This is a genomic window from Ruegeria sp. CDSA077, assembly GCF_059612265.1.
In genome coordinates this window covers 1-23,707 of sequence record NZ_JBXWQG010000013.1, presented here as the reverse complement: position 1 = coordinate 23,707, position 23,707 = coordinate 1, and the positions used below count along the sequence as shown (strand labels likewise).

23 protein-coding genes and 1 tRNA gene are annotated in these 23,707 nt (G+C 56.7%); 15 read left to right on the top strand and 9 right to left on the bottom strand.

Translation table 11 applies throughout. The annotated features are described in order from the left end of the window. The first annotated feature begins 240 nt into the window (after positions 1 to 240). The 7 genes from rpsA (at position 241) to AC2FLE_RS18165 (ending at position 6,816) form a co-directional block, all read left to right on the top strand. The gene (rpsA, locus tag AC2FLE_RS18195; protein WP_142639449.1) at positions 241 to 1,917 is read left to right on the top strand and encodes a 30S ribosomal protein S1; all 1,677 of its coding nucleotides are present in this window, start codon (positions 241 to 243) and stop codon (positions 1,915 to 1,917) included. A gap of 270 nt (positions 1,918 to 2,187) precedes the next feature. Next, positions 2,188 to 2,472, top strand: coding sequence for an integration host factor subunit beta (gene ihfB / locus AC2FLE_RS18190; RefSeq protein WP_037310872.1), 285 nt, complete (start codon positions 2,188 to 2,190; stop codon positions 2,470 to 2,472). A 6-nt stretch (positions 2,473 to 2,478) separates the two neighbouring features. Continuing rightward, positions 2,479 to 2,829, top strand: coding sequence for a lipopolysaccharide assembly protein LapA domain-containing protein (locus AC2FLE_RS18185; protein WP_271951622.1), 351 nt, complete (start codon positions 2,479 to 2,481; stop codon positions 2,827 to 2,829). 8 nt (positions 2,830 to 2,837) lie between these two features. After that, positions 2,838 to 3,488 carry a phosphoribosylanthranilate isomerase gene (locus tag AC2FLE_RS18180; RefSeq protein WP_496698782.1) on the top strand — a complete coding sequence of 217 codons (651 nt, stop codon included), beginning with the start codon at positions 2,838 to 2,840 and terminating at the stop codon, positions 3,486 to 3,488. A 92-nt stretch (positions 3,489 to 3,580) separates the two neighbouring features. Beyond that, positions 3,581 to 4,828 (top strand): tryptophan synthase subunit beta, encoded by a 1,248-nt coding sequence (gene trpB / locus AC2FLE_RS18175; protein ID WP_281973469.1) that lies wholly within the window; start codon positions 3,581 to 3,583, stop codon positions 4,826 to 4,828. 366 nt (positions 4,829 to 5,194) lie between these two features. Further along, positions 5,195 to 5,269: transfer RNA gene (locus tag AC2FLE_RS18170), tRNA-Asn, on the top strand. 401 nt (positions 5,270 to 5,670) lie between these two features. Further along, positions 5,671 to 6,816, top strand: coding sequence for a slipin family protein (locus AC2FLE_RS18165; protein WP_496698780.1), 1,146 nt, complete (start codon positions 5,671 to 5,673; stop codon positions 6,814 to 6,816). Between the two features lie 42 nt (positions 6,817 to 6,858). Here AC2FLE_RS18165 and AC2FLE_RS18160 read toward each other — a convergent pair whose 3' ends face one another. The 7 genes from AC2FLE_RS18160 to AC2FLE_RS18130 form a co-directional block, all read right to left on the bottom strand. Then, positions 6,859 to 7,233, bottom strand: a complete 375-nt coding sequence (locus tag AC2FLE_RS18160; RefSeq protein WP_142639459.1) for a DUF2237 family protein — start codon at positions 7,231 to 7,233, stop codon at positions 6,859 to 6,861. A 9-nt stretch (positions 7,234 to 7,242) separates the two neighbouring features. Next, positions 7,243 to 8,406 carry a serine hydrolase domain-containing protein gene (locus AC2FLE_RS18155; protein WP_496692952.1) on the bottom strand — a complete coding sequence of 388 codons (1,164 nt, stop codon included), beginning with the start codon at positions 8,404 to 8,406 and terminating at the stop codon, positions 7,243 to 7,245. An 82-nt stretch (positions 8,407 to 8,488) separates the two neighbouring features. Then, positions 8,489 to 9,169 carry an aminoacyl-tRNA hydrolase gene (pth, locus tag AC2FLE_RS18150; protein WP_496698869.1) on the bottom strand — a complete coding sequence of 227 codons (681 nt, stop codon included), beginning with the start codon at positions 9,167 to 9,169 and terminating at the stop codon, positions 8,489 to 8,491. A 137-nt stretch (positions 9,170 to 9,306) separates the two neighbouring features. Further along, positions 9,307 to 9,960 carry a 50S ribosomal protein L25/general stress protein Ctc gene (locus tag AC2FLE_RS18145; RefSeq protein ID WP_142639464.1) on the bottom strand — a complete coding sequence of 218 codons (654 nt, stop codon included), beginning with the start codon at positions 9,958 to 9,960 and terminating at the stop codon, positions 9,307 to 9,309. A 243-nt stretch (positions 9,961 to 10,203) separates the two neighbouring features. Then, on the bottom strand, positions 10,204 to 11,370 hold the full coding sequence (locus AC2FLE_RS18140; protein ID WP_496698777.1) for an alpha-hydroxy acid oxidase: 1,167 nt from the start codon (positions 11,368 to 11,370) through the stop codon (positions 10,204 to 10,206). Between the two features lie 152 nt (positions 11,371 to 11,522). Next, the gene (trpA, locus tag AC2FLE_RS18135; RefSeq protein WP_142639469.1) at positions 11,523 to 12,314 is read right to left on the bottom strand and encodes a tryptophan synthase subunit alpha; all 792 of its coding nucleotides are present in this window, start codon (positions 12,312 to 12,314) and stop codon (positions 11,523 to 11,525) included. A 78-nt stretch (positions 12,315 to 12,392) separates the two neighbouring features. After that, the gene (locus tag AC2FLE_RS18130) at positions 12,393 to 12,878 is read right to left on the bottom strand and encodes an acyloxyacyl hydrolase (protein WP_496698775.1); all 486 of its coding nucleotides are present in this window, start codon (positions 12,876 to 12,878) and stop codon (positions 12,393 to 12,395) included. 194 nt (positions 12,879 to 13,072) lie between these two features. On the opposite strand from AC2FLE_RS18130, the gene ychF reads away from it, so the two are divergent. Further along, entirely contained in the window at positions 13,073 to 14,170 is a 1,098-nt protein-coding gene (ychF, locus tag AC2FLE_RS18125; protein ID WP_281995894.1) for a redox-regulated ATPase YchF, read from the top strand. A gap of 11 nt (positions 14,171 to 14,181) precedes the next feature. Further along, on the top strand, positions 14,182 to 14,685 hold the full coding sequence (locus tag AC2FLE_RS18120) for a GNAT family N-acetyltransferase (protein ID WP_496698773.1): 504 nt from the start codon (positions 14,182 to 14,184) through the stop codon (positions 14,683 to 14,685). A gap of 62 nt (positions 14,686 to 14,747) precedes the next feature. Here AC2FLE_RS18120 and AC2FLE_RS18115 read toward each other — a convergent pair whose 3' ends face one another. Beyond that, a complete protein-coding gene (locus tag AC2FLE_RS18115; RefSeq protein ID WP_496698771.1) occupies positions 14,748 to 16,373 on the bottom strand; it encodes a GMC family oxidoreductase in 1,626 nt (541 codons plus the stop codon). A gap of 103 nt (positions 16,374 to 16,476) precedes the next feature. On the opposite strand from AC2FLE_RS18115, the gene AC2FLE_RS18110 reads away from it, so the two are divergent. Next, complete coding sequence (locus tag AC2FLE_RS18110) at positions 16,477 to 17,355, top strand: LysR substrate-binding domain-containing protein (protein WP_496698769.1); 879 nt, start codon at positions 16,477 to 16,479, stop codon at positions 17,353 to 17,355. 4 nt (positions 17,356 to 17,359) lie between these two features. Here the strand turns inward: AC2FLE_RS18110 and AC2FLE_RS18105 are convergent, their stop codons facing one another. Beyond that, positions 17,360 to 17,929 carry a helix-turn-helix domain-containing protein gene (locus tag AC2FLE_RS18105; RefSeq protein ID WP_496698867.1) on the bottom strand — a complete coding sequence of 190 codons (570 nt, stop codon included), beginning with the start codon at positions 17,927 to 17,929 and terminating at the stop codon, positions 17,360 to 17,362. A gap of 180 nt (positions 17,930 to 18,109) precedes the next feature. On the opposite strand from AC2FLE_RS18105, the gene glyA reads away from it, so the two are divergent. The 5 genes from glyA to AC2FLE_RS18080 all read left to right on the top strand — a co-directional run bounded on the left by glyA (position 18,110) and on the right by AC2FLE_RS18080 (position 23,614). Then, positions 18,110 to 19,363 (top strand): serine hydroxymethyltransferase, encoded by a 1,254-nt coding sequence (glyA, locus tag AC2FLE_RS18100; protein WP_496692960.1) that lies wholly within the window; start codon positions 18,110 to 18,112, stop codon positions 19,361 to 19,363. 9 nt (positions 19,364 to 19,372) lie between these two features. Next, the gene (gene lpdA / locus AC2FLE_RS18095; protein WP_496698767.1) at positions 19,373 to 20,755 is read left to right on the top strand and encodes a dihydrolipoyl dehydrogenase; all 1,383 of its coding nucleotides are present in this window, start codon (positions 19,373 to 19,375) and stop codon (positions 20,753 to 20,755) included. A gap of 14 nt (positions 20,756 to 20,769) precedes the next feature. Then, positions 20,770 to 21,714, top strand: a complete 945-nt coding sequence (gene lipA / locus AC2FLE_RS18090) for a lipoyl synthase (protein ID WP_496692962.1) — start codon at positions 20,770 to 20,772, stop codon at positions 21,712 to 21,714. 25 nt (positions 21,715 to 21,739) lie between these two features. Beyond that, a complete protein-coding gene (locus tag AC2FLE_RS18085; protein ID WP_282022286.1) occupies positions 21,740 to 23,113 on the top strand; it encodes an alanine/glycine:cation symporter family protein in 1,374 nt (457 codons plus the stop codon). A 78-nt stretch (positions 23,114 to 23,191) separates the two neighbouring features. Further along, positions 23,192 to 23,614 (top strand): universal stress protein, encoded by a 423-nt coding sequence (locus tag AC2FLE_RS18080; protein ID WP_496698765.1) that lies wholly within the window; start codon positions 23,192 to 23,194, stop codon positions 23,612 to 23,614. Positions 23,615 to 23,707 lie beyond the last annotated feature (93 nt).

The following is a 23,707-nucleotide window of genomic DNA, read 5'->3' as shown; positions in this document are numbered from 1 at the left end:
GCTGGGGTTTGCGTGTTATTTTGTGATATGCACGGTAAAACTTGCAGCGCTAGTGCGAACCCGTTATAGAGCGCGCGTCGACAAGGCGATTTGAGCCATAAAACAATGAGACGAGCAGGGTCGGACCAACCGGCCCTCTTTGTTTTGCGGTATATGTCAGGTCGTCTGACCAATCCACTAAGACCGGCGGAGACAACCGCTCGGCCAGCAAAAACGTTATGTAAAGGAAAACACTGCCAGATGGCTGATACAACCATGGAGGAATTCGAAGCCCTCCTTAATGAAAGCTTCGAAATGGACACGCCCGAAGAGGGTTCTGTTGTCAAAGGTAAGGTTCTGGCGATCGAAGCCGGCCAAGCCATCATCGACGTCGGCTACAAAATGGAAGGCCGCGTTGATCTGAAAGAATTCGCAAATCCTGGCGAAGCCCCTGAAATCACTGTTGGCGACGAGGTTGAAGTTTACTTGCGCGCCGCAGAAAACGCCCGTGGCGAAGCTGTCATCTCACGTGAGATGGCCCGCCGTGAAGAGGCATGGGACCGTCTGGAAAAAGCATATGCCGACGACCAGCGCGTCGAAGGTGCAATCTTTGGTCGTGTCAAAGGTGGCTTCACCGTCGATCTGGGTGGTGCAGTTGCGTTCCTGCCCGGCTCGCAGGTTGACGTGCGCCCCGTACGCGACGCTGGCCCTCTGATGGGTCTGAAGCAGCCGTTCCAGATTCTGAAAATGGACCGTCGCCGTGGCAACATCGTTGTTTCGCGCCGCGCAATCCTGGAAGAATCGCGTGCCGAACAGCGCGCCGAGGTTATCGGCAACCTGACCGAAGGTCAGACCGTAGAAGGCGTGGTCAAGAACATCACCGAATACGGTGCGTTTGTTGACCTGGGCGGCGTTGACGGCCTGCTGCACGTCACCGACATGGCATGGCGCCGTGTGAACCACCCGTCCGAGATCCTGACGATCGGCGAGACCATCAACGTTCAAGTCATCAAGATCAACAAAGAGACCCACCGCATCAGCCTGGGCATGAAGCAGCTGCAGGAAGATCCGTGGGATCTGGTTGCAGCCAAGTATCCGCTGAGCTCGGTTCATCAGGGTCGCGTCACCAACATCACCGACTACGGCGCGTTCGTCGAGCTGGAAGCCGGTGTCGAAGGTCTGGTGCACGTGTCCGAGATGTCCTGGACCAAGAAAAACGTCCACCCCGGCAAGATCGTTTCGACGAGCCAGGAAGTCGACGTCATGGTTCTGGAAATCGATGGCGCCAAGCGTCGCGTGTCTCTGGGCCTGAAGCAGACTCAGCGCAACCCGTGGGAAGTGTTTGCAGAAACACACCCCGAGGGCACCGAAGTCGAAGGCGAAGTCAAGAACATCACCGAATTCGGTCTGTTCATTGGCCTCGAAGGCGACATCGACGGCATGGTTCACCTCAGCGATCTGTCCTGGGACGAGCGTGGCGAGGATGCCATCCAGAACTACCACAAGAACGACGTGGTACAGGCCGTTGTGTCTGAAGTGGATGTCGAGAAAGAGCGTATCTCGCTGTCGATCAAAGCCCTGGGCGGTGACAAGTTCGCCGAAGCCGTGGGCGGCGTGAAGCGTGGCTCGATCATCACCGTTGAGGTCACCGCGATCGAAGATGGCGGCATCGAGGTAGAGTACGAAGGTATGAAGTCGTTCATCCGTCGTTCCGACCTGAGCCGTGACCGTGCCGAACAGCGCCCCGAGCGTTTCTCGGTCGGTAACAAGGTCGACGTCCGCGTCACCAATGTCGACAGCAAGACCCGTCGTCTGGGTCTGTCGATCAAGGCACGTGAGATCGCCGAAGAGAAAGAGGCCGTGGAACAGTACGGTTCTTCCGACTCGGGCGCATCACTGGGCGATATCCTGGGTGCAGCGCTGAAGTCGGGCGACTAAGTCCGAGCCTCTGCCAAGCCGAATTTGCGGCCCCGCGTGAAAGCGCGGGGCCGTTTTTGTTGCGAATCAACATGTTCGCATTTTCAGGCTAATTGGGGCTTAGGTTCATGCATTTGTCGGGCAAATTACATGAACTGGCAAAAATTCGCGTTACTTAACTGTAATTTTCAGCCTTTGCCCGCAGAGTTTACGTTCCCCCGAACCCAGTTTTTTCCTATACTGTTCAGAATAATAGGCATGGTTAACCGGTCGCCTGGGAGGGTAACGCACATGATCCGTTCAGAACTGATTCAGAAAATCGCCGACGAGAACCCGCATCTTTATCAGCGTGACGTCGAGCGAATCGTGAATACCGTGTTCGAAGAAGTAACGGATGCGATGGCGCGAGGGGATCGGGTTGAACTGAGAGGCTTCGGGGCGTTTTCAGTGAAACAGCGCGATGCCCGTGTGGGTCGTAACCCGCGCACCGGCGAAACTGTGCAGGTCGAAGAAAAATGTGTTCCGTTTTTCAAAACTGGCAAGTTGCTAAGGGACCGGTTGAACGGTAAAGCCTAGGCCATGATGCGCTACCTTCGATATGCTTTTCTCGCGGTCCTCGGGATCGTCTTGATTTCAGTCTCTCTGGCCAACCGCGAAGCGGTTGAGCTGACGCTTATTCCCTCGGCTATAGCCGATTTGCTTGGCTTCAATTTCAGCGCCTCGTTGCCGCTGTTCGTGGTGGTTCTGGGTGGCATCGTCGCAGGCCTGGTCATTGGCTTTCTTTGGGAATGGCTGCGCGAGCACAAGCACCGCCGCGATGCTACCGCCAGCAAAGGTGAAGTGCGCAAGCTTGAGCGTGAGGTCAAGAAGCTCAAGAAAGCGCAGAACGAAGGACAGGACGAAGTTCTCGCCCTGTTGGATGAGGCCAGCTGAGGCCCGGAATGTCGGATGTATCGGTTAAAATCTGCGGCCTGACTGCACCAGATCACGTGCGCGCAGCTGCTGATGCGGGTGCACGGTATCTTGGTTTCAACTTCTTTCCGAAATCGCCTCGATATGTTTCGCCTCAACAGGCAGCAGCTTTGTTCGAGCATGTCCCCGTTGGGGTTGCAAAGGTCGCCTTGGTTGTGAACGCCACGGATGAGTTGTTGGACAGTATCACCGCAGCCGCCCCTTTTGACATGTTGCAGCTGCATGGCTCAGAATCTGTCGAGCGGGTGCAGGAAATCAAGGCGCGCTATGGGTTGCCTGTTATCAAGGTGGTTGGTGTTGCAGATGCCGAAGACCTGGCCGCCATTGATACTTATAGCGATGTTGCCGATCAGTTGCTGATAGATGCCAAGGCGCCAAAGAGCTCGATTCTGCCGGGTGGAAACGGGCTGGCGTTTGACTGGCGTTTGCTGGCTGGGCGCAAATACTGGCGCAAGCCCTGGATGCTGGCCGGTGGGTTGAACCCCGGCAATGTGGCCGAGGCCATCCGTATGACGGGCGCGCGTCAGGTCGATGTCGCCTCGGGCGTGGAAAGTGCACCGGGCATCAAGGATGCCGCGATGGTTCGTGCGTTTGTAGACGCTGCAATTCGGGCCGGCTGAGGTATCACATCTAAGGATTCCCATGTGCGTTTTGTCATGGCAAATCCCGCCGCTACCTCCTATGAACAACGGGTACGACGATGGAGACACCCATGGCCAACGATCTTTTCAATTCCTTCATGTCCGGCCCAGACGAGCAGGGCCGTTTCGGCATTTTCGGCGGGCGTTTTGTCAGCGAAACGCTGATGCCGCTGATCCTGGCGCTGGAAGAGGAATATGAAAAGGCCAAGGACGATGCCACATTTTGGGCCGAGATGGACGATCTGTGGGCCAACTATGTGGGACGCCCCTCGCCATTATATTATGCCGAGCGCCTGACCGAGCATCTGGGTGGCGCCAAAATCTATCTGAAGCGCGATGAGCTGAACCACACCGGCGCGCACAAGATCAATAACGTATTGGGCCAGATCATTCTGGCGCGGCGCATGGGCAAGACCCGGATCATTGCTGAGACCGGCGCAGGGCAGCATGGCGTGGCCACAGCCACCGTTTGCGCCAAGTTCGGTTTGAAATGCGTGGTCTATATGGGCGCGCATGATGTGCAGCGACAGGCCCCGAACGTGTTCCGCATGCGCTTGCTGGGGGCCGAAGTGATCCCTGTGACGTCAGGTCGTGGCACATTGAAAGACGCGATGAACGATGCGTTACGTGACTGGGTGACCAACGTGCGCGATACTTTTTATTGCATCGGTACAGTTGCTGGCCCGCACCCGTATCCGGCGATGGTGCGCGACTTTCAGTCGATCATCGGCAAGGAAGCAAAGGAACAGATGCACAAGGCTGAGGGCCGTTTACCCGACACGCTCATCGCCGCCATCGGTGGTGGATCGAACGCAATGGGTCTGTTCTATCCGTTCCTGGATGATAAATCCGTCAACATCATCGGTGTCGAAGCCGGTGGTAAGGGCGTGAACGACAAGATGGAACATTGCGCCTCGCTGACCGGCGGCCGCCCGGGTGTTCTGCATGGCAACCGCACCTATCTGCTGCAGGATGATGACGGGCAAATCCTCGAAGGATACTCGATCTCGGCTGGTCTGGATTACCCGGGCATTGGCCCTGAACATTCATGGCTTAATGATATCGGCCGCGCGCAATATGTGTCGATCACCGACAAAGAGGCGCTTGAGGCGTTCCAGCTTTGCTGTGCAACCGAAGGCATCATCCCGGCGCTTGAACCTAGCCATGCGCTGGCTCATGTGATGAAGATCGCGCCGGATCTGCCCAAGGATCACCTGATCTGCATGAATATGTGTGGACGTGGTGACAAGGATGTTCAGACCGTGGCGAAATATCTGAACTTCGACATGTCGGATACCGAAGGTCGCAGCGCCGATTGACCAGGCGGTAAAATTTGAAATTTCTGACAAAAGCTGTGTGCCTTTGAACGGTGTGCAGCTTTGGTTTCCAGCCTGCGGCTTTTCGAATGTTGCGCAGCTGGGTAATTTTGTTGCGCACCCGCCACAGGTGCATTTCCACCTCTCAGAATATCATTGAGCGAATCCTGCCTCTTCGCCTAAACCCGCCGTTACCGGTCAAAACGGGCCGGACCCTAGCGAGCAGAGGTGATCACTCTCTCGGTGCGGACGGCGCTGCCGAAACCGTATGCCAGGGCCGAAACCGGGGATTGGTACATGCTTTGTAGCTCAGGTGGAAGAGCGGCAGATGGCAAGTCTGTGAGCGAAGGTTCGACTCCTTCCAAAGCTCCAAATGTAGCTCATTCTGGTTAGAGCAATCGACTGTTAATCGATGTGTAGCGGGTTCGAGTCCCGCCATTTGAACAAACGCTGTTAGGTCAGCACCGGCCTTCAACGCCGGTCCGTGAAAACGGTCCAAATCATTAAGATCCGAGTGTTCCCCAGCAGGGGTGGCACCGCGCTACGTCAGGCTTTGGTCGGGCGGGGCAGGGGTCTTCGCTGCTCTGGTCTTGGGCCGGAGGGCAGATGACGGTGTCGCCGGATTGACGCCCCGCTTGATCCCTTGGGAACAGGCGGCGCATTGGTCCCGCGCCCCTCTCTCTGACCCTCTCGCAAAAGGGCACGGCGCGGGGGATGCCCGGTCTTTCACAGCCTTTATCCGAAGGCTTCACACCTGTCACCCAATCGGGGTGCAACCCACTGAAAACATGAAAAGGAGTTCGCTTTTGCGACGACGATAGAGCGAGATGAAAAGGAGAAATGAAATGATACTATTCCAAGATCTGATCGACCGGCTGACCGGTCATCAACGGCTGACCCTGACCGAGACCCAGCGGATGCTGGTTTTGCGCAAGGGGGTAATTGACACCATCCTCGGCCCCGGGAAACACCGGCTGCCACGCAGGGATGTGCTGACCGAGCTGCACGATCTGGAGGCTCTCTTTTTCGTGTCGCCCTATGAGCGGGCGCTGATGCAGAACCGGCTCGAACTGGCCGAGGCGCACCTGACCGAGTTTCGGGCAGGGCCCGACGAGGTTCTGGTTCTGCTTCGGGATGGCGTGCCCGCTCGAGTGCTGATTCCCGAAGTACGGGCGCTAGTTTGGAAGGATGCCGGCCCCTGGGCCGTTGAGCAACACGCGCTGACCGAGTCCATGGTTGTGCACAAAGCGGTCGCGCAGCGGCTGGTTCGGGTAGGGCTGCAGATGCACCTGACGCGGGTCGAGATTGCCGAAGGGCATGTCGGTTTGCTGACGGTGGATGGCGTGCTGGTGGATCGGCTGAACCCCGGCGCTCATGCCTTCTGGAAGGTGGGCCGGAACGTCGAGGTCAAGCAGATCGACCTGCGGCAACGAACCCATGAGGTAACGGGTCAAGAGATACTGACCAAGGACCGGGTGACCATCCGGGTCAACCTCAGCGCCGATTACCGGGTCGTCGATCCGGTCAAGGCGATGGGGGCGGTGAAGGATTTTGATCAGGCCCTGCACCGGGCCCTGCAACTGGCGTTCCGGAAGACCCTTGGGTCGATGACGCTTGACCGGCTACTTGCCGAGAAGGTGGGCGTTGACACCGAGGCTGCGGATCGGGTGCGGACACAAATGGCCGGGATCGGCATCGAAGTGGGTGAGATCGCGTTGAAAGACGTCATCCTGCCCGGCGAGATGCGCGAAATCCTGACCGCCGTGGTCGCGGCCGAGAAACAGGCCGAGGCAAACGTCATCCGGCGGAGGGAAGAAACCAACGCCACGCGGTCTTTGCTGAACACCGCGAAAGTGATGGCGGAAAACCCGGTGATGCTGCGACTGAAAGAGCTGGAAGCGCTGGAAACCATCGCCGGCAAGGTCGAGCGGCTGACGGTTCATAACGGAACCGAGGGTCTGATGTCTGACCTTGTGAAATTGCGGGATTGATCCCGAATAAGGGCCGGTCCGGGTGATCCCGGGCCGGTCTGCCTAGTCCTGAACCGCGTGTTGGTTGAGAATGCGCAGAGGCACGATGTCCAGCGCCCGTTGATGTGTCGCCTCAAGATGAACCTTGGGCGCGCATCCTTCGTCATGGGCTTGCAGGAAGCGACCCGCACATAAACACCAGCTGTCACCGGCGCGCAGCCCGGGAAAATTAAACTCGGGGCGCGGCGTGCTGAGGTCATTGCCGACATATTTCGAATAGGCCAGAAACTCGACCGTCATTACCGCGCAAACCGTGTGGCTGCCCTGATCCTCGGGGCAGGTATTGCAGGCGCCATCGCGAAAGAACCCAGTCAGCGGATCGCGGGAGCAAGGGGCGAGCACGCCCCCCAGAACATTTATGCTTTCCTGTTTCTGCATAAGAGCATCTTACAGGCTTTGCGCAATCTTGCGGAACATTTCTATGTTGATCTCATTCACGCCAGGGTCTCGAAACTTGCGATCGGCCCCGGTGGACACGATCAGCACCCCGCGCGGCTGGTCGAAATAGATATACTGACCATAGACGCCGCGGGCCATGAACTCGCCCTCATGCGCGCCCACGGGAATCCACCACTGATATCCATAGCCGATCTTGCCCGATGCGGTCGGGGCACTGGGCAGGACCGAAGCGGCGATCCATTCAGCCGGTACTAGTTGCTGCCCATCATGAACCCCGTTTTGCAGGATCATCTGACCGAAACGCGCATAGTCGCGGGTGGTGAAATTCAAGCCCCCCAGAACAAAGGCAACTCCGGCCCCGTCGGTCACGTAATAGCCATCCCGCTCCAGCCCAAGCGGCTGTACAATGCGCTCTGTAAGCAGTTCGGCCACGCTGCGACCGGTTGCTCCTCGGACCACCATACCGATAACATGGGTGTCGATTGACACGTATTTCCAGGTTTCTCCGGGTGTTGCGAAACTGTCCTGCAGCGAGGCGGCGAAATCGTCCAGTTCTCGGCCTAAGGCGACCACTCGACCCATCCGGTTGATGTCAGAATTGTAATCCAGATAATCCTCGTTGAAGGTCACACCGCTGGCCATGTTCAACACGTTGCGGATCGTCGTGCCATCATAGGCCGTGCCTTTTAGTTTAGGCACGTATTGCACGACAGGATCGTCCAATGAGGCGATTGCGCCTTCGTCCAGCAATATGCCGAACAATGCAGAAAGATAGCTTTTGGCAACCGACCACGAAATGCGTCGATCGTCTGGTGTGGTGCCCAGATAGTATTCCTCAAACCGGATCTGCCCGCCCTGCATCACAAGCAAGGATGTGACCGACCGGTCTTCGATCCATTGATCCGTGCCTGCTGGCAGGTCAAACCCGGGCCCGTAAGGCAATTCCCATGTGGCCCCATCCCCGCGCGGCAAGTTGACGGTTTTGAAAGCTGCATCCATATGCGAGAAGTTGTGAACGATCTTTTCGGGGGAAAACAATGAGTTCACCGCCATCAAGCGTTGAATTTCCTCGCGTTTCCAGAACCCGACAACGGCGGCTGCCAGCACAAGCATCAGCGCGATACGCAGCACCCATTTAAACAAAGCTCTCATCTGTCGCCTCCCATGATTGCCGGTATTGGAGCCTGCCCGGGTAAATTCCGCAATCCGGACGTAGGGGCAACAGCAGAGCGCGCTATTTGAACTTGTCCATCAGCTTCTGCATGGCCGACCTGTTGTCCTCGGCAGGTTCTGCCATGGTCTGGGCGGTTGGTTTGGGCGGCTCGGACGGCGATTTGGACGAACGCGGAGGCGCCGTCCGCAGGGCAACGGCATTCATGAACTTACCGCCGTCACCATTGGCCAGGTGCCCCGCGCCATCTGCAACGCCGCGCAGAACATCTTCCAGCCAGTCAGCGTCGGCCTTTGCAAAATCACCCAATACATAAGGCGATACCAATTCTTTGCGGCCCGGATGCCCGACCCCAAGGCGCACCCGATCATAGGCTGGGCTGATATGTTCATGGATCGAGCGTAGCCCGTTATGGCCCGCATGGCCTCCGCCCGCTTTGACGCGAACCTTGCCGGGGGCCAAATCCAGTTCATCGTGAAAGACGGTGACATCCGTTGAATCCAGTTTGTAGAACCGCATCGCCTCGCCCACCGATTGGCCCGACCGGTTCATGAAGGTCTGAGGCTTGATCAGCAAAACCTTTTCATGACCCAGCCGCCCTTCGGCGATTTCGGCCTGAAATTTGGATTTCCAAGGACCAAAACCGCAATCCTCGGCAATCCGGTCAACGGCCATAAAGCCGATATTGTGCCGGTTACGAGCATATTTTGATCCTGGATTCCCCAGGCCGACAAACAGCTTCATCGTCATGTCCTTGTCTCAAGCGCGATATCGCAACTGGTTGATGGCACGGATTGGGGCCGATTTTCCAGCCCAACGGGCAAAAGAAAACGGGACCCCAATGGGGCCCCGTCACAAAAACCGAAACTTTGGGTCCGGCCTTATTCTTCTTCGCTTCCGACGACTTCGACTTCATCGGGTGCAACATCACCCTCTTCGCCCTCTTCGTCATCGCTTGTAGCCAGGCCGGTTGGCGCCGAGATGTTGGCGATCACAAAGTCACGGTCGATGGTCGGCTTGGTGCCAGCAGGCAGATCGACCGACGAGATGGTGACAACGTCGTTGATGTTCAGACCGGTCAGATCAACGGTGATCTTCTCAGGAATCTCACCAGCGGTACACATCAGCTCGACCTCAGGACGGACAACGGTCAGAACGCCGCCTTTCTTGATGCCGGGGGCCTCTTCCTCGTTGATGAAATCAACCGGAATAAACAGTGCGATCTTGGTGGTCCGACGCAGGCGCATCAGGTCCAGGTGGGTCGGCAGGTCTTTGACAACGTCACGCTGAACGTCGCGGCAGATGACGCGAACGTCTTCTTGGCCTTCAACCTTCAGGTTCCACAATGTCGACTTGAACCGGCCCGCTTTCAGGCGCTTGAACAGTTCGTTGAACGGGATCTGGATCGGCAGCGGCTCTTTGTCGCCACCAAAAACAATGCCCGGAACCATGCCGTCGCGGCGTGCCTGACGAGCGGCGCCCTTGCCTGTCCCCGTCCGTTCCAGAGCTACGAGATCAGGAATCTCTCCAGCCATGATATTTCTCCAATGTTAGGGCGGGTATCCTCCAAGGCTGTATACCCGCGTGAAGCCGCGTCCTTAGCTTGATTCATTGAGTTTGGAAAGGGGTTTTTGCAGCTCGTCAATTTTGCGAGGCTCTGTCTCGCGCTCCGAGGTATTTTCGGCCAGATGAAGCAGGGAATCCTTTCTTCAACTGGCTCTAAATATCTCGGGGGAGGCGGCCAAACGGCGACAAGGACAGAGCCCCCATGCGCGCGATCAATCTGTCCAGCTCCCTCCGAAGTCTTTCGGGACAAGCAAATTGTGCCGGCCCAGATCGCTCACATTGCGTTCACCGCAAAGCGCCATGGTCGTATCAAGTTCTTTCTGAATGATCTCAAGTGCCGTGGTCACGCCTTTCTGGCCCATTGCGCCAAGACCGTAAACAAAGGCGCGCCCGATAAAGGTGCCCTTCGCGCCAAGTGCCAGAGCTTTCAGAACGTCCTGGCCAGATCGGATGCCACTGTCCAGATGCACTTCGATGTCGTTCCCGACAGCGTCCATAATCTCGGGCAGGACACGAATGGAACTGAGCGCCCCGTCCAACTGGCGTCCGCCGTGGTTTGAAACCACGATGGCATCGGCGCCCAGCTTGGCGGCCATCTTGGCATCCTCGGAATCCAGGATACCCTTGAGGATCACCTTGCCGCCCCATTGGTTCATCAGCTTTTCAACCTTGCCCCAATCCAGGCTGGTGTCGAATTGTTCCGCCGTCCATGTGCCCAGCGATCTTGTATCAGTGATATTATCAACATGGCCAACAATATTGCCGAAGTTCCGCCGTTTGGCGCCTAACATTTCGATGCCCCAGGCCCATTTTGTCATCAGATTGGCGATGGTCTTGGGCGTCAGCTTTGGCGGCGCGGACAGACCATTCTTTAGGTCCTTGTGGCGCTGCCCGAGTATTTGCAAGTCCAGGGTGATCACAAGGGCCGAACATTTTGCATCCTTGGCGCGTTGGATCAGACGAGAGACATAGTCCTGATCCTTCATGGTGTAGAGTTGGAACCAGAAGGGCGCAGTGGTGTTCTCGGCCACCTCCTCGATAGAATTGATTGACATCGTGGACAGGGTAAAGGGGACGCCAAAAGCCTCGGCTGCTTTGGCGGCTTTGATCTCACCATCCGCGTGCTGCATGCCGGTCAGACCAACGGGGGCAAGGGCAACAGGCATGGTAACATCCTGTCCGATCATCTGCGACGCCGTCGTGCGCCCGGTCATATCAACCGCTACTCGCTGGCGCAGGCGGATATCTTCGAAATCCGAGCTGTTGTCGCGAAAGGTCTGCTCGGTCCAGCTGCCGCTTTCGGCATAGTCAAAGAACATGCGCGGGACGCGTCGTTCATAGATGTGTTTGAGGTCTTGGATATTGGTGATGACGGGCATGAGATGCGGCTTTCGAAAGATTGGTTCTTTTTCTTTACCAATTTTTTGAAAGCCTCGCAACGCCACGTTTCCGTGCGCAACATTAGGTGCAATAGAAAAACCGCAGCCGGGTTGCGCCGACTGCGGTCAAGATTGCGAAACTGGTCGTTGGATCAGGCCGAATGTGCCCCATCTGCCAGCGATTTGACAAAATCCAGAACTTCACCAACCGACTTCCCGGCGGCGATCTGGCTGACAATGGCCGAGCCGACCACAGCGCCATCGGCAACAGTTGCGATTGCCCGCGATTTTTCCGGGGTATTGATTCCAAAGCCCACGATTACTGGCAAATCCGTGGCGGATTTGATCCGAGAGACCTCGGGGCCTACATTCGTGGCCTGGGCTTCGGCTGCGCCTGTGATCCCCGTGATCGAGACGTAATACACAAATCCCGAAGTGTTCTGAAGAACGCGCGGAAGCCGTTTGTCATCCGTTGTCGGCGTGGCGAGGCGGATAAAGTTCAATCCAGCCGCCTGTGCAGGCAGACAAAGTTCGTCATCTTCTTCGGGGGGCAGGTCAACGACGATCAGGCCGTCGATGCCAGCCTCAGTAGCGTCCGCCAGAAACCTTTCCACACCGCGGCTGTAGATGGGATTGTAATACCCCATTAGCACAATAGGCGTTGTATCATCCGTTTCCCGAAAAGCACGTGCAAGATCCAGTGTGCGTTGCAGGGTCATCCCACCCTCTAGGGCGCGTTGTCCTGCTGCCTGGATGGTCGGACCATCCGCCATCGGGTCGGTGAACGGCAGCCCAAGTTCGATCACGTCGACACCGGCACCGGGCAAGCCCCTGACGATCTCAAGCGAGGTGTCGAAATCGGGGTCACCGGCCATGATGTAGGATACGAAGGCCTTTTTGCCCTCGGCCTTGAGGGCGGCGAACTTGGCGTCGATACGGGTCATCTGCGGTCCTTGCATACGGATTTGAACCTGATGTGCAGAAACTTTGCCCGGAAATCAATCCCGCCGGGCCAGATTGCTTCAGAACCCGTAGTGATAACGCATGAACACTGAGTTGACGCCGGGATTGAAACTGTCCGTGCTCGCGTTCGAATTATGGGTGATGGCCAGCGAGAGCTTGTTTCCGTTTTCCAGGGCATATCCAAAACCGAAAAGGCTGCGGATCTGGAAATTTCCGCCGAGATCATTGTCATCATTTGAGGCGTTGTAGTAACCAGGCATCACGCTGGCCTCTACGAACCACCGATCAGAGATCGTATAGAGACCGACCAAACCGGCGCCAATATGCGTGTCGGAATCTGCATCCACCGTCAGGGCCACACCCCAGCCAGCACTGAGGCGCGTGGCTTCGTGAAACGGGCTGTGCTGATATTCCAGTGACACGACCGCCTGATCATTGCTGCTGGTGTGGGTGAAATCCGCATATCCTGCTCCCAATACGATGGACTGCCCGTGTGCCATGGTCGTGGTGGCCAGCAAAGTGCTCATTAAGAAAAGTGTTTTCATCTCGGTACTTCTTAGTTTTCTCAACTCCCTGTCAGTTGGTGACGTGGCAGTGGCAAAATCAAGTATTCGAAGTACACGTTTGATTAACAGATAAGTGATGTTGCAACTGGGACTCGACCTGTTGCCGCCGTCCGGGTTGCGCATTTGCCCGGACGTGAATAGAAGACGCCGTCGTATCGCTTCAGGAGGCCGAGATGGGCTTTAAAATGGGAATCGTGGGTTTGCCGAATGTGGGCAAGTCGACTCTCTTCAATGCGCTGACCAAGACAGCGGCTGCTCAGGCGGCGAATTTCCCGTTCTGCACCATTGAACCCAATGTGGGCGATGTGGCGGTGCCCGATGACCGGCTGGACAAGCTGGCGGCGATTGCAAGTTCAAAGCAGATCATCCCGACGCGAATGACGTTTGTGGATATCGCGGGCCTGGTAAAGGGCGCGTCAAAGGGCGAGGGGTTGGGCAACCAGTTTCTGGCCAACATCCGTGAGACTGACGCCATCGCTCATGTGTTGCGCTGCTTCGAAGATGGTGATGTGACCCATGTCGATGGCCGCGTCGATCCCGTGGCGGATGCCGATACGATTGAGACCGAACTGATGCTGGCCGATCTGGAAAGTATCGAAAAGCGCCGTGCCAATCTGGTGCGCAAGCTGAAGGGCAACGACAAAGAGGCACAGCAACAGGAACGTTTGCTTGCCGAAGCGCAGGCCATGCTGGAAGACGGCAAACCCGCGCGTCTGGTCGAAGTTAGCGACGAAGACGATAAGGCGTGGAAAATGCTGCAACTGCTGACCACCAAACCGGTTCTCTATGTCTGCAATGTCTCGGAAGAAGAGGCCGCCGAGGGCAATGAATATTCAGCCCGTGTGGCTGAAATGGCCGCAGCGCAAGGCAACTCGCACGTCATTATCAGTGCCAAGATCGAAGAAGAGATTAGCCTGCTGGAAGAGGACGAAGCGCAGATGTTCCTCGAGGAAATGGGGCTGGAAGAGCCAGGTCTCGACCGTCTGATCCGCGCAGGCTACGACCTGCTGAAGCTGGAAACCTATTTCACCGTCGGCCCGAAAGAGGCCCGCGCCTGGACCATCCGCACCGGCACCGCCGCGCCGCAGGCAGCTGGCGTCATCCATGGCGATTTCGAAAAGGGTTTCATCCGTGCTGAAACGATCGCGTATGACGACTATGTTTCGGCAAATGGAGAGCAGGGCGCCAAAGAGGCAGGCAAGATGCGCGCCGAAGGCAAGGGCTATGTCGTCAAGGATGGCGATGTGATGCACTTCTTGTTTAATACTTAAGCGCCTTGGCATTGCGAACTGCAGAAAAGTCAGATGCCTCCAGTATCGCTGCCATCTCGATTGAGGTTTGGATCGGAACCTACCTCAAACATGGTGTCAGTGGGATTTTTGCGGATTTCGCCTTGTCGGAATTTACGCCAGGCAAAATCCTAGGACAGATTCAAAACCCGGATGAATTAGTTCTGGTGTCCGACAATAATCAGGGGATTGACGGGTTCATCCGTGTTTCCCCTGCACGCATCGCCCCTGTTTCCGGGTGGTGGGGCATGGAGATATCGACATTCTACGTCCAGCCGCGCCATCACGGAAAAGGTATCGGAAGTCGTCTTTTGGCAGCCGCGCTGGAACATTGCCGGGATCAGGGGGCAGATTTGGTCTGGCTGATGACCAATGCTGAAAACGCCTCGGCCATCAAGTTCTATCTGGCCAAGGGTTTTGAGTTCATTGGAGAGACCCACTTTCAGATCGACGATCAGAAGTATTTGAACAACGTCTATGCGTTGCATTTTTCCTGATCAGGGAATGAGGCCTCTTTCCAGGCCAAATATTCTGTAAGATGGTCTTCTTTCCCTCTGCTTCAAGCGTTCATGCGCTTTGTGGCATCTTCCAGAATGAGGTCCGCGCCGCGCGCGGCCAGCATCATCACAGGCGCATTGGTGTTGCCTGAGGTGATGCTTGGAAACGAGGACGCGTCGACCACCCTAAGGCCTGCCACCCCATGAACCCGCAGTCGAGAATCCAGAACTGAATCCTGTCCCGATGTCCCCATGCGACATGTACAGCTTGGATGAAATATAGTTCCGGCGTTGGCGCGGAAATTCTCTAACATCTGGTCGTCATTCATCCGCGTAACATCTGGTTCTATCCTGGTCCGCGTAACACTGCGGATCGCCTCAGTCTGCGCCAGCTTCTGTAACAGCCGACCCGCTTTGATAGCCATGTCGCAGTCATGGTTTGTGGAGAGAGAGTTTGGTTGGATGGCGGGTGCATCCATGGGATCTGCCGAACGGATGTTGATCTCCCCTCTGCTTGTCGGCCTGCAGGGCTGGGCGCAGAGAAGAAAGCCTGCTTCGGTATCAATGCCGGGTTGTCCTTTGGTGTCGGTCTTATAGGACATCGGATTGCAATAGATTTGCATATCAGCAAATTCGGCGGTTTCGTCCGAACGCACAAAGCCGCTGACCTGGTTGACGGGGACGCTGAGTGGCCCGCTGCGGGTCAACAGATAACGAATACCGGACAACATCTGTCCCAACCGATTGCCAAGCGTATTATTCAATGTCGGCTCGGTCGCATGAAAGAAATGGGATATGCCAAGATGATCCTGCAATCCCTGTCCAACCTGCGACAGGTTATGGCGCACTTTGATGCCGTGCCTTTTCAACAGGTTCGCAGGCCCGATCCCTGAAAGCTGCAAGAGCTGTGGCGAGTTTACGGCTCCGGCAGATAGGATAACTTCACGGGTCGCCATGGCCTCGGCCATTTGACCCCCGACACGATAGCGAACACCGGTGGCTTTGCCTTGATCCAGAATGACGTTCTGCACCAGAGCATTGGATACCACCCGTAGATTACCACGTTTCAGGGCGGGGTGCAGGAACGCGGCTGCTGATGACCAGCGACGACCATTTTTGACAGTACTGCGCAGCCTCATCATCCCTTCGGCGTCCTGACCGTTCAGATTGTCAGAAATATGCCAGCCCATCTGCCGTGAGGCCTCCAGAAAGTGGCGCGAAAACGGGTGCATGCCCTCACTGACATCGCTGACCACGAGAGGGCCGCCCTCGGAGGAAGGTGTTTGGCCTCTTTCGACATGGGTCTCGATCGCCTCATATGTCTGGCGTACTGTTTCCCAGTTCCAACCCTCTGCGCCTGCCTTGGCCCAGTCATCAAAATCATGCGAGAGGCCTCGCAAATATGCCATGGCGTTGATCGAGCTTGATCCGCCAATAACCCGCCCGCGCGGCCAATAGGCCTGACGGTTGTTCAACCCTGGATCAGCCTGGGCAGAGTAACACCAGTTCACCTTGGGATCGTTGAAGGTTTTGCCGTATCCCAGCGGTACATTGATCCAGAAACGGCGATCGGTTCCACCGGCTTCTATCAGCAATACTTTATGGCTGCCACACGCGCTCAGCTTGTTTGCCAGCACGCAGCCGGCAGATCCGGCGCCCACGATGATATAGTCGAAGGTCTGCGTCATCTCGAACCGTTCTGGGTAATTGGCCCCATGATTTGCACGCAATGATTGTCAATACAAACAATGTATATTATCCATTAGGCATAATTTTCATTGAAGGTAAGAAATGGCGAAACTGCCCCATGTCACCTGGTTGCGGGCTTTTGAAGTTGCCGCGCGTCACAACAGTTTCTCTGCGGCAGCAGAAGAACTGGGGCTGACATCAGCCGCCATCAGTCAGCAGATACGGTTGTTAGAGAAGCATCTAAACGTATCCCTGTTCGAACGCTTGCCGCGCGGGGTTGCCCTGACCGAAATCGGGCGGGCCTATGCGATGCCGGTTCAAAAGACGTTTTCCGAGTTAAGAGACGCAACCAGCGGCCTTTTCACCAATTCCCGCAGGCGGGTGGTCAAAATACGGGCCTCCATCTCATGTGCGGGGCTGGTAATCGCACCAAGACTGGCTGAGTTTGAAAACCTGCATCCTGACATCAAAGTGGACCTCTCCACATTCGTCTGGGCGAACCGCTTTGGCGAGGAAGAAAGCGATATTGATATCCGGTTCGGCTATGGTGACTGGGATGACGGGATCGTCTCGCATCTGGGCCATGAATGTGCGGTGCCGGTCTGCCATCCCGATTATGCGGCATCTTTTGGCGCAGATCTGAGCATTCAAAATCTGGCTCAGGGCCGGGTCGTCACAATCAAAGGGTCCGAGAATGACTGGATGAGATTGTCCGATCAATACACGCTCAATTTGGGCGCGCCCTCCAGAACGCTTCGAATGGATTCGTCACTTTTGGCCCTGCAGGCCGTCACGGCGGGGCAGGGCGCGGCCATGGTATTAGAGAGCTTTGCCCATGAGTACATTAAGCAGGGTTTGCTGGTGGCACCCTTTGATTACCGCCTGCCCATTCAGCCTTCGCACTATCTGGTTAAACGCAAAGGCGCTGAAGACCGCATCGAGGTACAGGTTTTCGCAAGTTGGGTGACGTCACTCTATTAGCGGGCTATTCCAGCGATACCCAAAGCACACGGGCATCTTCGGTACTGGTTGAAATACAGCCGTGCCCCATTCCACTGTCATAATAGAGCGAGTCCCCGGCTTTCATCGGCAGTGGACGGTAGTGTTCCGACACAAAAGTCAGCTCTCCGCTGAGGACAAACATGAACTCTTCTCCAGAATGGCGAATCCAGTTTTCAAATTCGGAAATGTCGCGCGCCTTGATTGTCGCGATATAGGGCAGCATCCGTTTGCTGGTCAGCTCTGAACACAGCAACTCATGGATATATGTGGAGGTGTCCTTGATCTCACCGTCGCCCTTGGGCGTATAATCGCGACGGCCTGATATACCCGATTGACCGGACTGTAGAAACAGCTGCGGTGTACTGAGGTCAAGCGCCTGTGTGAGCCGCCGAACAATATCAAAGCTGGGCTTTGTCTGGTTGTTTTCGATTTTTGACAGGGTTGATCGACCGATCCCGGCAGCACGACCGGCTTCTTCCAATGTCCAGCCTTTTGCACGGCGCGCGTCGCGGATCGAGCGGCCCAGAGCCATACCCTCGTCCTGATCGTCCATTCCGGAAACATCCGTTAAATTCTCTTCTGCCACGTGAAATCCCCCTGTTTTATCGATGCTTGCATAATTTCCAATCAAAATCAAATTCACCATTGTAAGAAAAATGTTGCCTTAAGGGTGAAAATTCCACTATAGGAAACAAAGTTTCACAATTTGGATTCGGAACCGTGGGAGGAGACCATGTTTAAAACGTCGCTGGCTGAGGCCGATCCGGTAATCTCTGCGTCGATTTCCCGTGAGGGTGCCCGTCAGGCGGATCAGATCGAACTGATCGCATCTGAAAACATCGTCTCGCAGGCGGTGATTGATGCGCAGGGGTCTGTGCTGACCAACAAATACGCCGAAGGGTATCCCGGTCGCCGGTATTACGGTGGCTGCGAATATGTCGACGAGGTCGAATCCGAAGCTATCGAGCGGTTGAAGAAACTGTTTGGGTGCGAATACGCAAACGTACAACCTCATTCCGGCGCTCAGGCGAATGGAGCGGTCAAGCTGGCGCTGCTTAGCCCCGGTGACACGATACTGGGAATGTCGCTGGATGCTGGCGGGCACCTGACCCACGGCGCGAAACCCGCGCAATCGGGCAAATGGTTCCGTCCGGTGCAATACGGTCTGAACGATGCCGGGCTGATTGATTATGATCAGGTCGAGGCATTGGCAGAAGCTGAGAAGCCCAAGCTGATCATCGCGGGCGCATCGGCCTATTCGCAGAAAATCGACTTTGCGCGCTTTCGGGCAATCGCTGACAAGGTTGGGGCCTGGCTGCTGGCAGATATGGCGCATATCGCGGGGCTGGTGGCGACTGGGCTGCATCCGTCGCCTGTTGGGCACGCTCATGTGGTGACGTCGACCACTCATAAGACCCTACGTGGACCACGCGGCGGGATCATCCTGACCAATGATGAAACACTGGCCAAAAAGATCAACTCGGCTGTGTTTCCGGGTCTGCAGGGTGGCCCGCTGATGCATGTGATCGCGGGCAAGGCCGTAGCCTTTGGTGAAGCTTTGAAGCCTGAGTTCAAAACCTACATGCAGCGCGTAGTCGACAGCGCGGCGGCTTTGGCGAATGTGATGATGGCGCGAGGCTGTGACATCGTTTCTGGCGGAACCGAGAACCATCTGATGTTGGTCGATCTGCGCCCCATCGGCGTGACCGGCAAAGATGCCGAAGCCGCGCTTGAGCGTGCAGGTTTTACTTGCAACAAAAACAGTGTTCCCGGCGATCCGCAAAAGCCAACGATTACCAGTGGTATTCGTCTGGGCACCGCTGCCGGATGCAGCCGTGGATTTGGCCCCGAAGAGTTTACGACGATCGGTCATCTGATTGGCAACGTGCTGGACGCTTTGGCTCAGTCTTCTGACGGGGATGCGACCGTCGAAAAAGAAACTCGTGAAAAAGTCCGCGCCCTGTGCGCGAGCCATCCGATCTATTGAGGTTAAATCATGAGCACCTATGACCTGATCGTTATTGGCGGTGGCCCCGGCGGATATGTAGCGGCCATTCGTGCCGCTCAGCTGGGCATGAATGTCGCTTGCGTCGAGGGGCGGGGTGCTCTTGGCGGGACCTGTCTGAATGTGGGGTGCATACCCTCCAAAGCGTTGCTGACCTCCTCGGCCAAATATGCCGAGATCAGCCATCTCTCCTCCCATGGCATTGAGGTCGAGGGGGCCAGCATCGACATCGGCGCGATGATGGGGCGCAAGGACAAGATCGTTGGTGACCTGACCAAAGGGATCGGATTCCTGTTCAAAAAGAACGGTATCGACCTGATCGAAGGTTGGGCCAGTATTCCGGCTGCAGGGCAGGTTCAGGTCGGCGACACGATCCATGAGGCAAAGAACATCCTGATCGCCACCGGGTCCGAGCCGACCTCGCTGCCGGGGATTGAGATTGACGAGCAAGATATCCTCAGCTCAACCGGGGCGATTGCGCTGGACACCGTGCCGGATCATCTGGTGGTGATCGGTGCCGGTGTCATCGGATTGGAACTGGGTCAGGTCTGGGCGCGTCTGGGTGCCAAAGTCACGGTGGTTGAATATCTCGACCGTGTTCTGCCCGGCATTGATGGAGAGATCGCCAAGCTGGCACAGCGCGCCCTGTCAAAGCGCGGGCTGAAATTCCAACTGGGCAGGGCGTTGAAATCGGTCGGGAAAACCGACGCGGGCCTGTCCCTGATCGTGGACCGAGTTGGCAAGGACAAGGAAGAAGTGATCGAGGCCGACAAGGTCCTGATCGCTGTAGGCCGCCGCCCTGTGACGCGCGGACTGGGGTTGGAAGATCTGGGCGTTGCCATCAACCAACGCGGTTTTATCGAGGTCGATGGAGCGTTCCAGACCTCGGTGCCCGGTATCTATGCGATTGGTGATTGTGTGCCCGGACCTATGCTGGCGCATAAGGCCGAAGAAGACGGCGTCGCCTGTGTCGAAATCCTGGCCGGTCAGGCCGGGCATGTGGATTACAACACCGTTCCGGGCGTGGTTTACACCGACCCCGAGGTCGCCTCGGTCGGTTTGACCGAGGAGGCGCTGAAAGAGGCTGGCACTGACTACGCGGTCGGCAAGTTCGCCTTCATGGCCAATTCTCGGGCGCGTTCGGCCGGTGAAACGGATGGTGCGGTCAAGGTTCTGGCTGGCGATGACGGTCAAATCCTGGGCGCGCATATCTGCGGCGCGCATGGCGGCGACCTGATTGCCGAGCTGGTTCTGGCCATGACCAAAGGCGCAACAGTTGCTGAAGTTGCCGCAACCTGTCATGCGCACCCTGCCATGGGCGAGGCGGTCAAAGAGGCCTGCCTTGACGCCCTGGGCCGTGCGATTCACGCTTAACGAGGATCAGCCAGATGACCATCCAGCTTCGACCTCGCCACCCGGAAAAAGCCAAAAAGGCTGACAGTGTCATTCCGCGTAAACCGAAATGGATTCGGAAGAAACGGGTTGAAAGCTCAGAATATTACGAAACCCGCCGCCTGATGCGTGACCATAATCTGGCTACCGTTTGCGAAGAGGCTGCTTGCCCAAATATCGGCGAATGCTGGTCCAAGCGCCACGCCACCATGATGATCATGGGCGAGGTCTGTACCCGCGGCTGTTCCTTCTGCAACGTTGCCACTGGCCGCCCCGACGCTCTGGACCAGTTCGAACCCGGCCGTGTGGCCGTTGCGGTGAAAAAGCTGGGCCTGCGTCATGTCGTGATCACCTCGGTTGACCGGGATGATCTGGCTGATGGCGGCGCTGAACATATTGCCCAAACCATCCGTGCTGTGCGCCACCAGAATCCCGGCACAACGGTAGAAGTTCTGACCCCCGACTTTCTGGGCAAAGGGGACGCGGCCGATCTGGTATTTGCGGCCGCCCCCGACGTATTCAATCACAATCTCGAAACGGTTCCGCATCTGTATCCCACGGTGCGTCCGGGCGCGCGGTATTACACTTCGCTGCGTCTGTTGGACGATGCCAAGCGCGCCAACCCCGAGATCTTTACCAAATCCGGCTTGATGGTTGGCCTGGGCGAGAGCCTGAATGACGTGCGTCAGGTCATGGACGATCTGCGCGCGGCTCAAGTCGATTTTCTGACAGTGGGGCAATATCTGCAGCCGACCGCAAAACATCACCCGATTGACCGGTTCTGGACACCGGAAGAATTCGCCCAGCTTGAGCAGATCGCACGCTCAAAGGGCTTTCTGCACGTGTCAGCCACGCCGCTGACCCGTTCGTCGTTCCACGCGGACGAAGACTTTGCCGCCCTCAAGCAAGCTCGCCAACGGGCGATTGCTGCCGGGGCATAATCCAAACGCGCTAGGGAGGAATACCATGGAAGCGTTAAATTCAATCGTAGGGGCCATCAATGGCGTCGTGTGGGGGCCGCTGATGCTGGTCCTCATTCTTGGCGTTGGCTTCTTCCTGCAGGTGGGGCTGAAATTCATGCCGATCCTGCGTATCGGCACGGGCTTTAAGCTGCTGTTCGCCGGTCGAGAAAGTCAGGGCGATGGGCAGATCAGCCCGTTCAACGCACTGATGACGTCGCTGTCGGCGACCATTGGTACGGGTAACATCGCCGGTGTGGCTACTGCTGTCTTCCTGGGCGGTCCGGGCGCTTTGTTCTGGATGTGGATGACCGCCCTGGTGGGCATGGCCACCAAATATGCCGAGGCTGTTCTGGCGGTGAAATACCGTGAGAAGGACGAGCTGGGCAACTTTGTCGGTGGTCCGATGTACTACATCAAGAACGGTCTGGGTGCGAAATGGGCCTGGCTGGGTGTTGCATTTGCCCTGTTCGGCGCAGTTGCAGCCTTTGGTATCGGCAACGGTGTGCAAGCCAATGGTGTTGCACAGGTTCTCGAAGCCAATTTCGGCCTGAATACCTCGGTCACCGGTGTGGTGCTGATGGTTCTGACCGCCGCTGTAATCTTGGGTGGTATCACGCGTATCGGTGCCGTTGCCGGTAAACTGGTTCCGTTCATGGCGATTGCCTATATCATCGCGGGTCTGCTGGTTCTGTTGATCAATATCGGTGAAATCGGCAATGCTGTGTCGTTGGTCTTCACCTACGCCTTCACACCCTCGGCCGCCGAAGGTGGCTTTGCGGGCGCCGCCGTTTGGGCCGCCATTCGCTTTGGTGTGGCACGCGGTGTCTTTTCGAACGAAGCCGGTCTGGGTTCCGCCCCGATCGCGCACGCAGCAGCCGAAACCAAAGGTCCGGTAAACCAGGGCCTGATCGCGATGCTGGGAACGTTCATCGACACTATCATCGTCTGCTCGATCACCGGTTTGGCAATCATCGCCTCAGGTGCGTGGACCACGGGTGAATCCGGTGCCGCGTTGACTTCGGCCGCCTTCGAAATGTCGTTGCCGGGCATTGGTGGCTACTTGATCGCCATCGCGCTGTCGATCTTTGCCTTTACCACCATCCTCGGTTGGTCGTTCTATGGCGAAAAATGCGTCGAGTTCCTGTTGGGTGTGAAATCTTTGGTGCCATACCGCGTCTTGTGGATTATCATGATCTACTTCGGCGCAACCGCGGATCTGGGCTTTATCTGGCTGCTTGCAGATACGCTGAACGCCATGATGGCTATCCCGAACCTAATCGCTTTGGCATTGCTGAGCCCAATCGTCTTCAAATTGACGAAAGAGTTCTTTGCCTCCGGTGGCAAGTCCGAAGAGCCGGGCGGCACGCCTGCCGAATAATCCGGGCACTGAAAACCTACGGGGGGCCATTCCGGCCCCCCGACTTGAAACAGAATTCCTATCTCGAGGAGAGGCGTGATGGCCACGAAAATCCTGCTGCCGATTGATCACTCTGACGACCGTTCCTGGAAACAGGCATTGCCGGTCGCATTGGAACAGGCGAAATTCTACGGTGCCGAACTGCACGCGGTCGCCGTCATCCCCGAGATCATCCAGCTTCCGAACCTGCCTGCCAATTATGGCGCGGGTGCCAGAGAACATGTGCGTAACGCGGTTCAGACCATTTTGGACAATTGTGGCGCTGCTGGCGTAGCTGTCCATGTCCAAGAGGGCAGCGTCTATCGCGAAATTCTGAAGTTCGCTCACAAAGAGGGCTTCGACCTGATCGTCATGGCGTCGACCAAGGGCGATTTCCCGAATTATGAAATTGGTCCGAACCTGGCACGCGTGGTGCGCAATGCGCATTGCACCGTCATGGTAGTTCGTGACCAGTCCCGCTGATCGAAAGGTACCTGAAATGACGGATATTAAGCGCACGCCTTTGCATGGTTTGCATGTTGAGTTGGGTGGGAAGTTGGTTGATTTTGCGGGCTG

Bases quoted from the DNA above. Each gene is read 5' to 3' on its own strand.
- ychF (WP_281995894.1), top strand. From the start codon at position 13,073: ATGGGCTTTAAAATGGGAATCGTGGGTTTGCCGAATGTGGGCAAGTCG.
- AC2FLE_RS18145 (WP_142639464.1), bottom strand. From the start codon at position 9,960: ATGGCTGGAGAGATTCCTGATCTCGTAGCTCTGGAACGGACGGGGACA.
- rpsA (WP_142639449.1), top strand. From the start codon at position 241: ATGGCTGATACAACCATGGAGGAATTCGAAGCCCTCCTTAATGAAAGC.
- AC2FLE_RS18110 (WP_496698769.1), top strand. From the start codon at position 16,477: ATGGCGAAACTGCCCCATGTCACCTGGTTGCGGGCTTTTGAAGTTGCC.
- AC2FLE_RS18165 (WP_496698780.1), top strand. From the start codon at position 5,671: ATGATACTATTCCAAGATCTGATCGACCGGCTGACCGGTCATCAACGG.
- trpB (WP_281973469.1), top strand. From the start codon at position 3,581: ATGGCCAACGATCTTTTCAATTCCTTCATGTCCGGCCCAGACGAGCAG.
- AC2FLE_RS18140 (WP_496698777.1), bottom strand. From the start codon at position 11,370: ATGCCCGTCATCACCAATATCCAAGACCTCAAACACATCTATGAACGA.
- pth (WP_496698869.1), bottom strand. From the start codon at position 9,169: ATGAAGCTGTTTGTCGGCCTGGGGAATCCAGGATCAAAATATGCTCGT.
- lpdA (WP_496698767.1), top strand. From the start codon at position 19,373: ATGAGCACCTATGACCTGATCGTTATTGGCGGTGGCCCCGGCGGATAT.
- AC2FLE_RS18130 (WP_496698775.1), bottom strand. From the start codon at position 12,878: ATGAAAACACTTTTCTTAATGAGCACTTTGCTGGCCACCACGACCATG.
- lipA (WP_496692962.1), top strand. From the start codon at position 20,770: ATGACCATCCAGCTTCGACCTCGCCACCCGGAAAAAGCCAAAAAGGCT.
- AC2FLE_RS18105 (WP_496698867.1), bottom strand. From the start codon at position 17,929: ATGGACGATCAGGACGAGGGTATGGCTCTGGGCCGCTCGATCCGCGAC.
- trpA (WP_142639469.1), bottom strand. From the start codon at position 12,314: ATGACCCGTATCGACGCCAAGTTCGCCGCCCTCAAGGCCGAGGGCAAA.
- glyA (WP_496692960.1), top strand. From the start codon at position 18,110: ATGTTTAAAACGTCGCTGGCTGAGGCCGATCCGGTAATCTCTGCGTCG.
- ihfB (WP_037310872.1), top strand. From the start codon at position 2,188: ATGATCCGTTCAGAACTGATTCAGAAAATCGCCGACGAGAACCCGCAT.
- AC2FLE_RS18080 (WP_496698765.1), top strand. From the start codon at position 23,192: ATGGCCACGAAAATCCTGCTGCCGATTGATCACTCTGACGACCGTTCC.
- AC2FLE_RS18160 (WP_142639459.1), bottom strand. From the start codon at position 7,233: ATGCAGAAACAGGAAAGCATAAATGTTCTGGGGGGCGTGCTCGCCCCT.
- AC2FLE_RS18115 (WP_496698771.1), bottom strand. From the start codon at position 16,373: ATGACGCAGACCTTCGACTATATCATCGTGGGCGCCGGATCTGCCGGC.
- AC2FLE_RS18155 (WP_496692952.1), bottom strand. From the start codon at position 8,406: ATGAGAGCTTTGTTTAAATGGGTGCTGCGTATCGCGCTGATGCTTGTG.
- AC2FLE_RS18085 (WP_282022286.1), top strand. From the start codon at position 21,740: ATGGAAGCGTTAAATTCAATCGTAGGGGCCATCAATGGCGTCGTGTGG.
- AC2FLE_RS18185 (WP_271951622.1), top strand. From the start codon at position 2,479: ATGCGCTACCTTCGATATGCTTTTCTCGCGGTCCTCGGGATCGTCTTG.
- AC2FLE_RS18180 (WP_496698782.1), top strand. From the start codon at position 2,838: ATGTCGGATGTATCGGTTAAAATCTGCGGCCTGACTGCACCAGATCAC.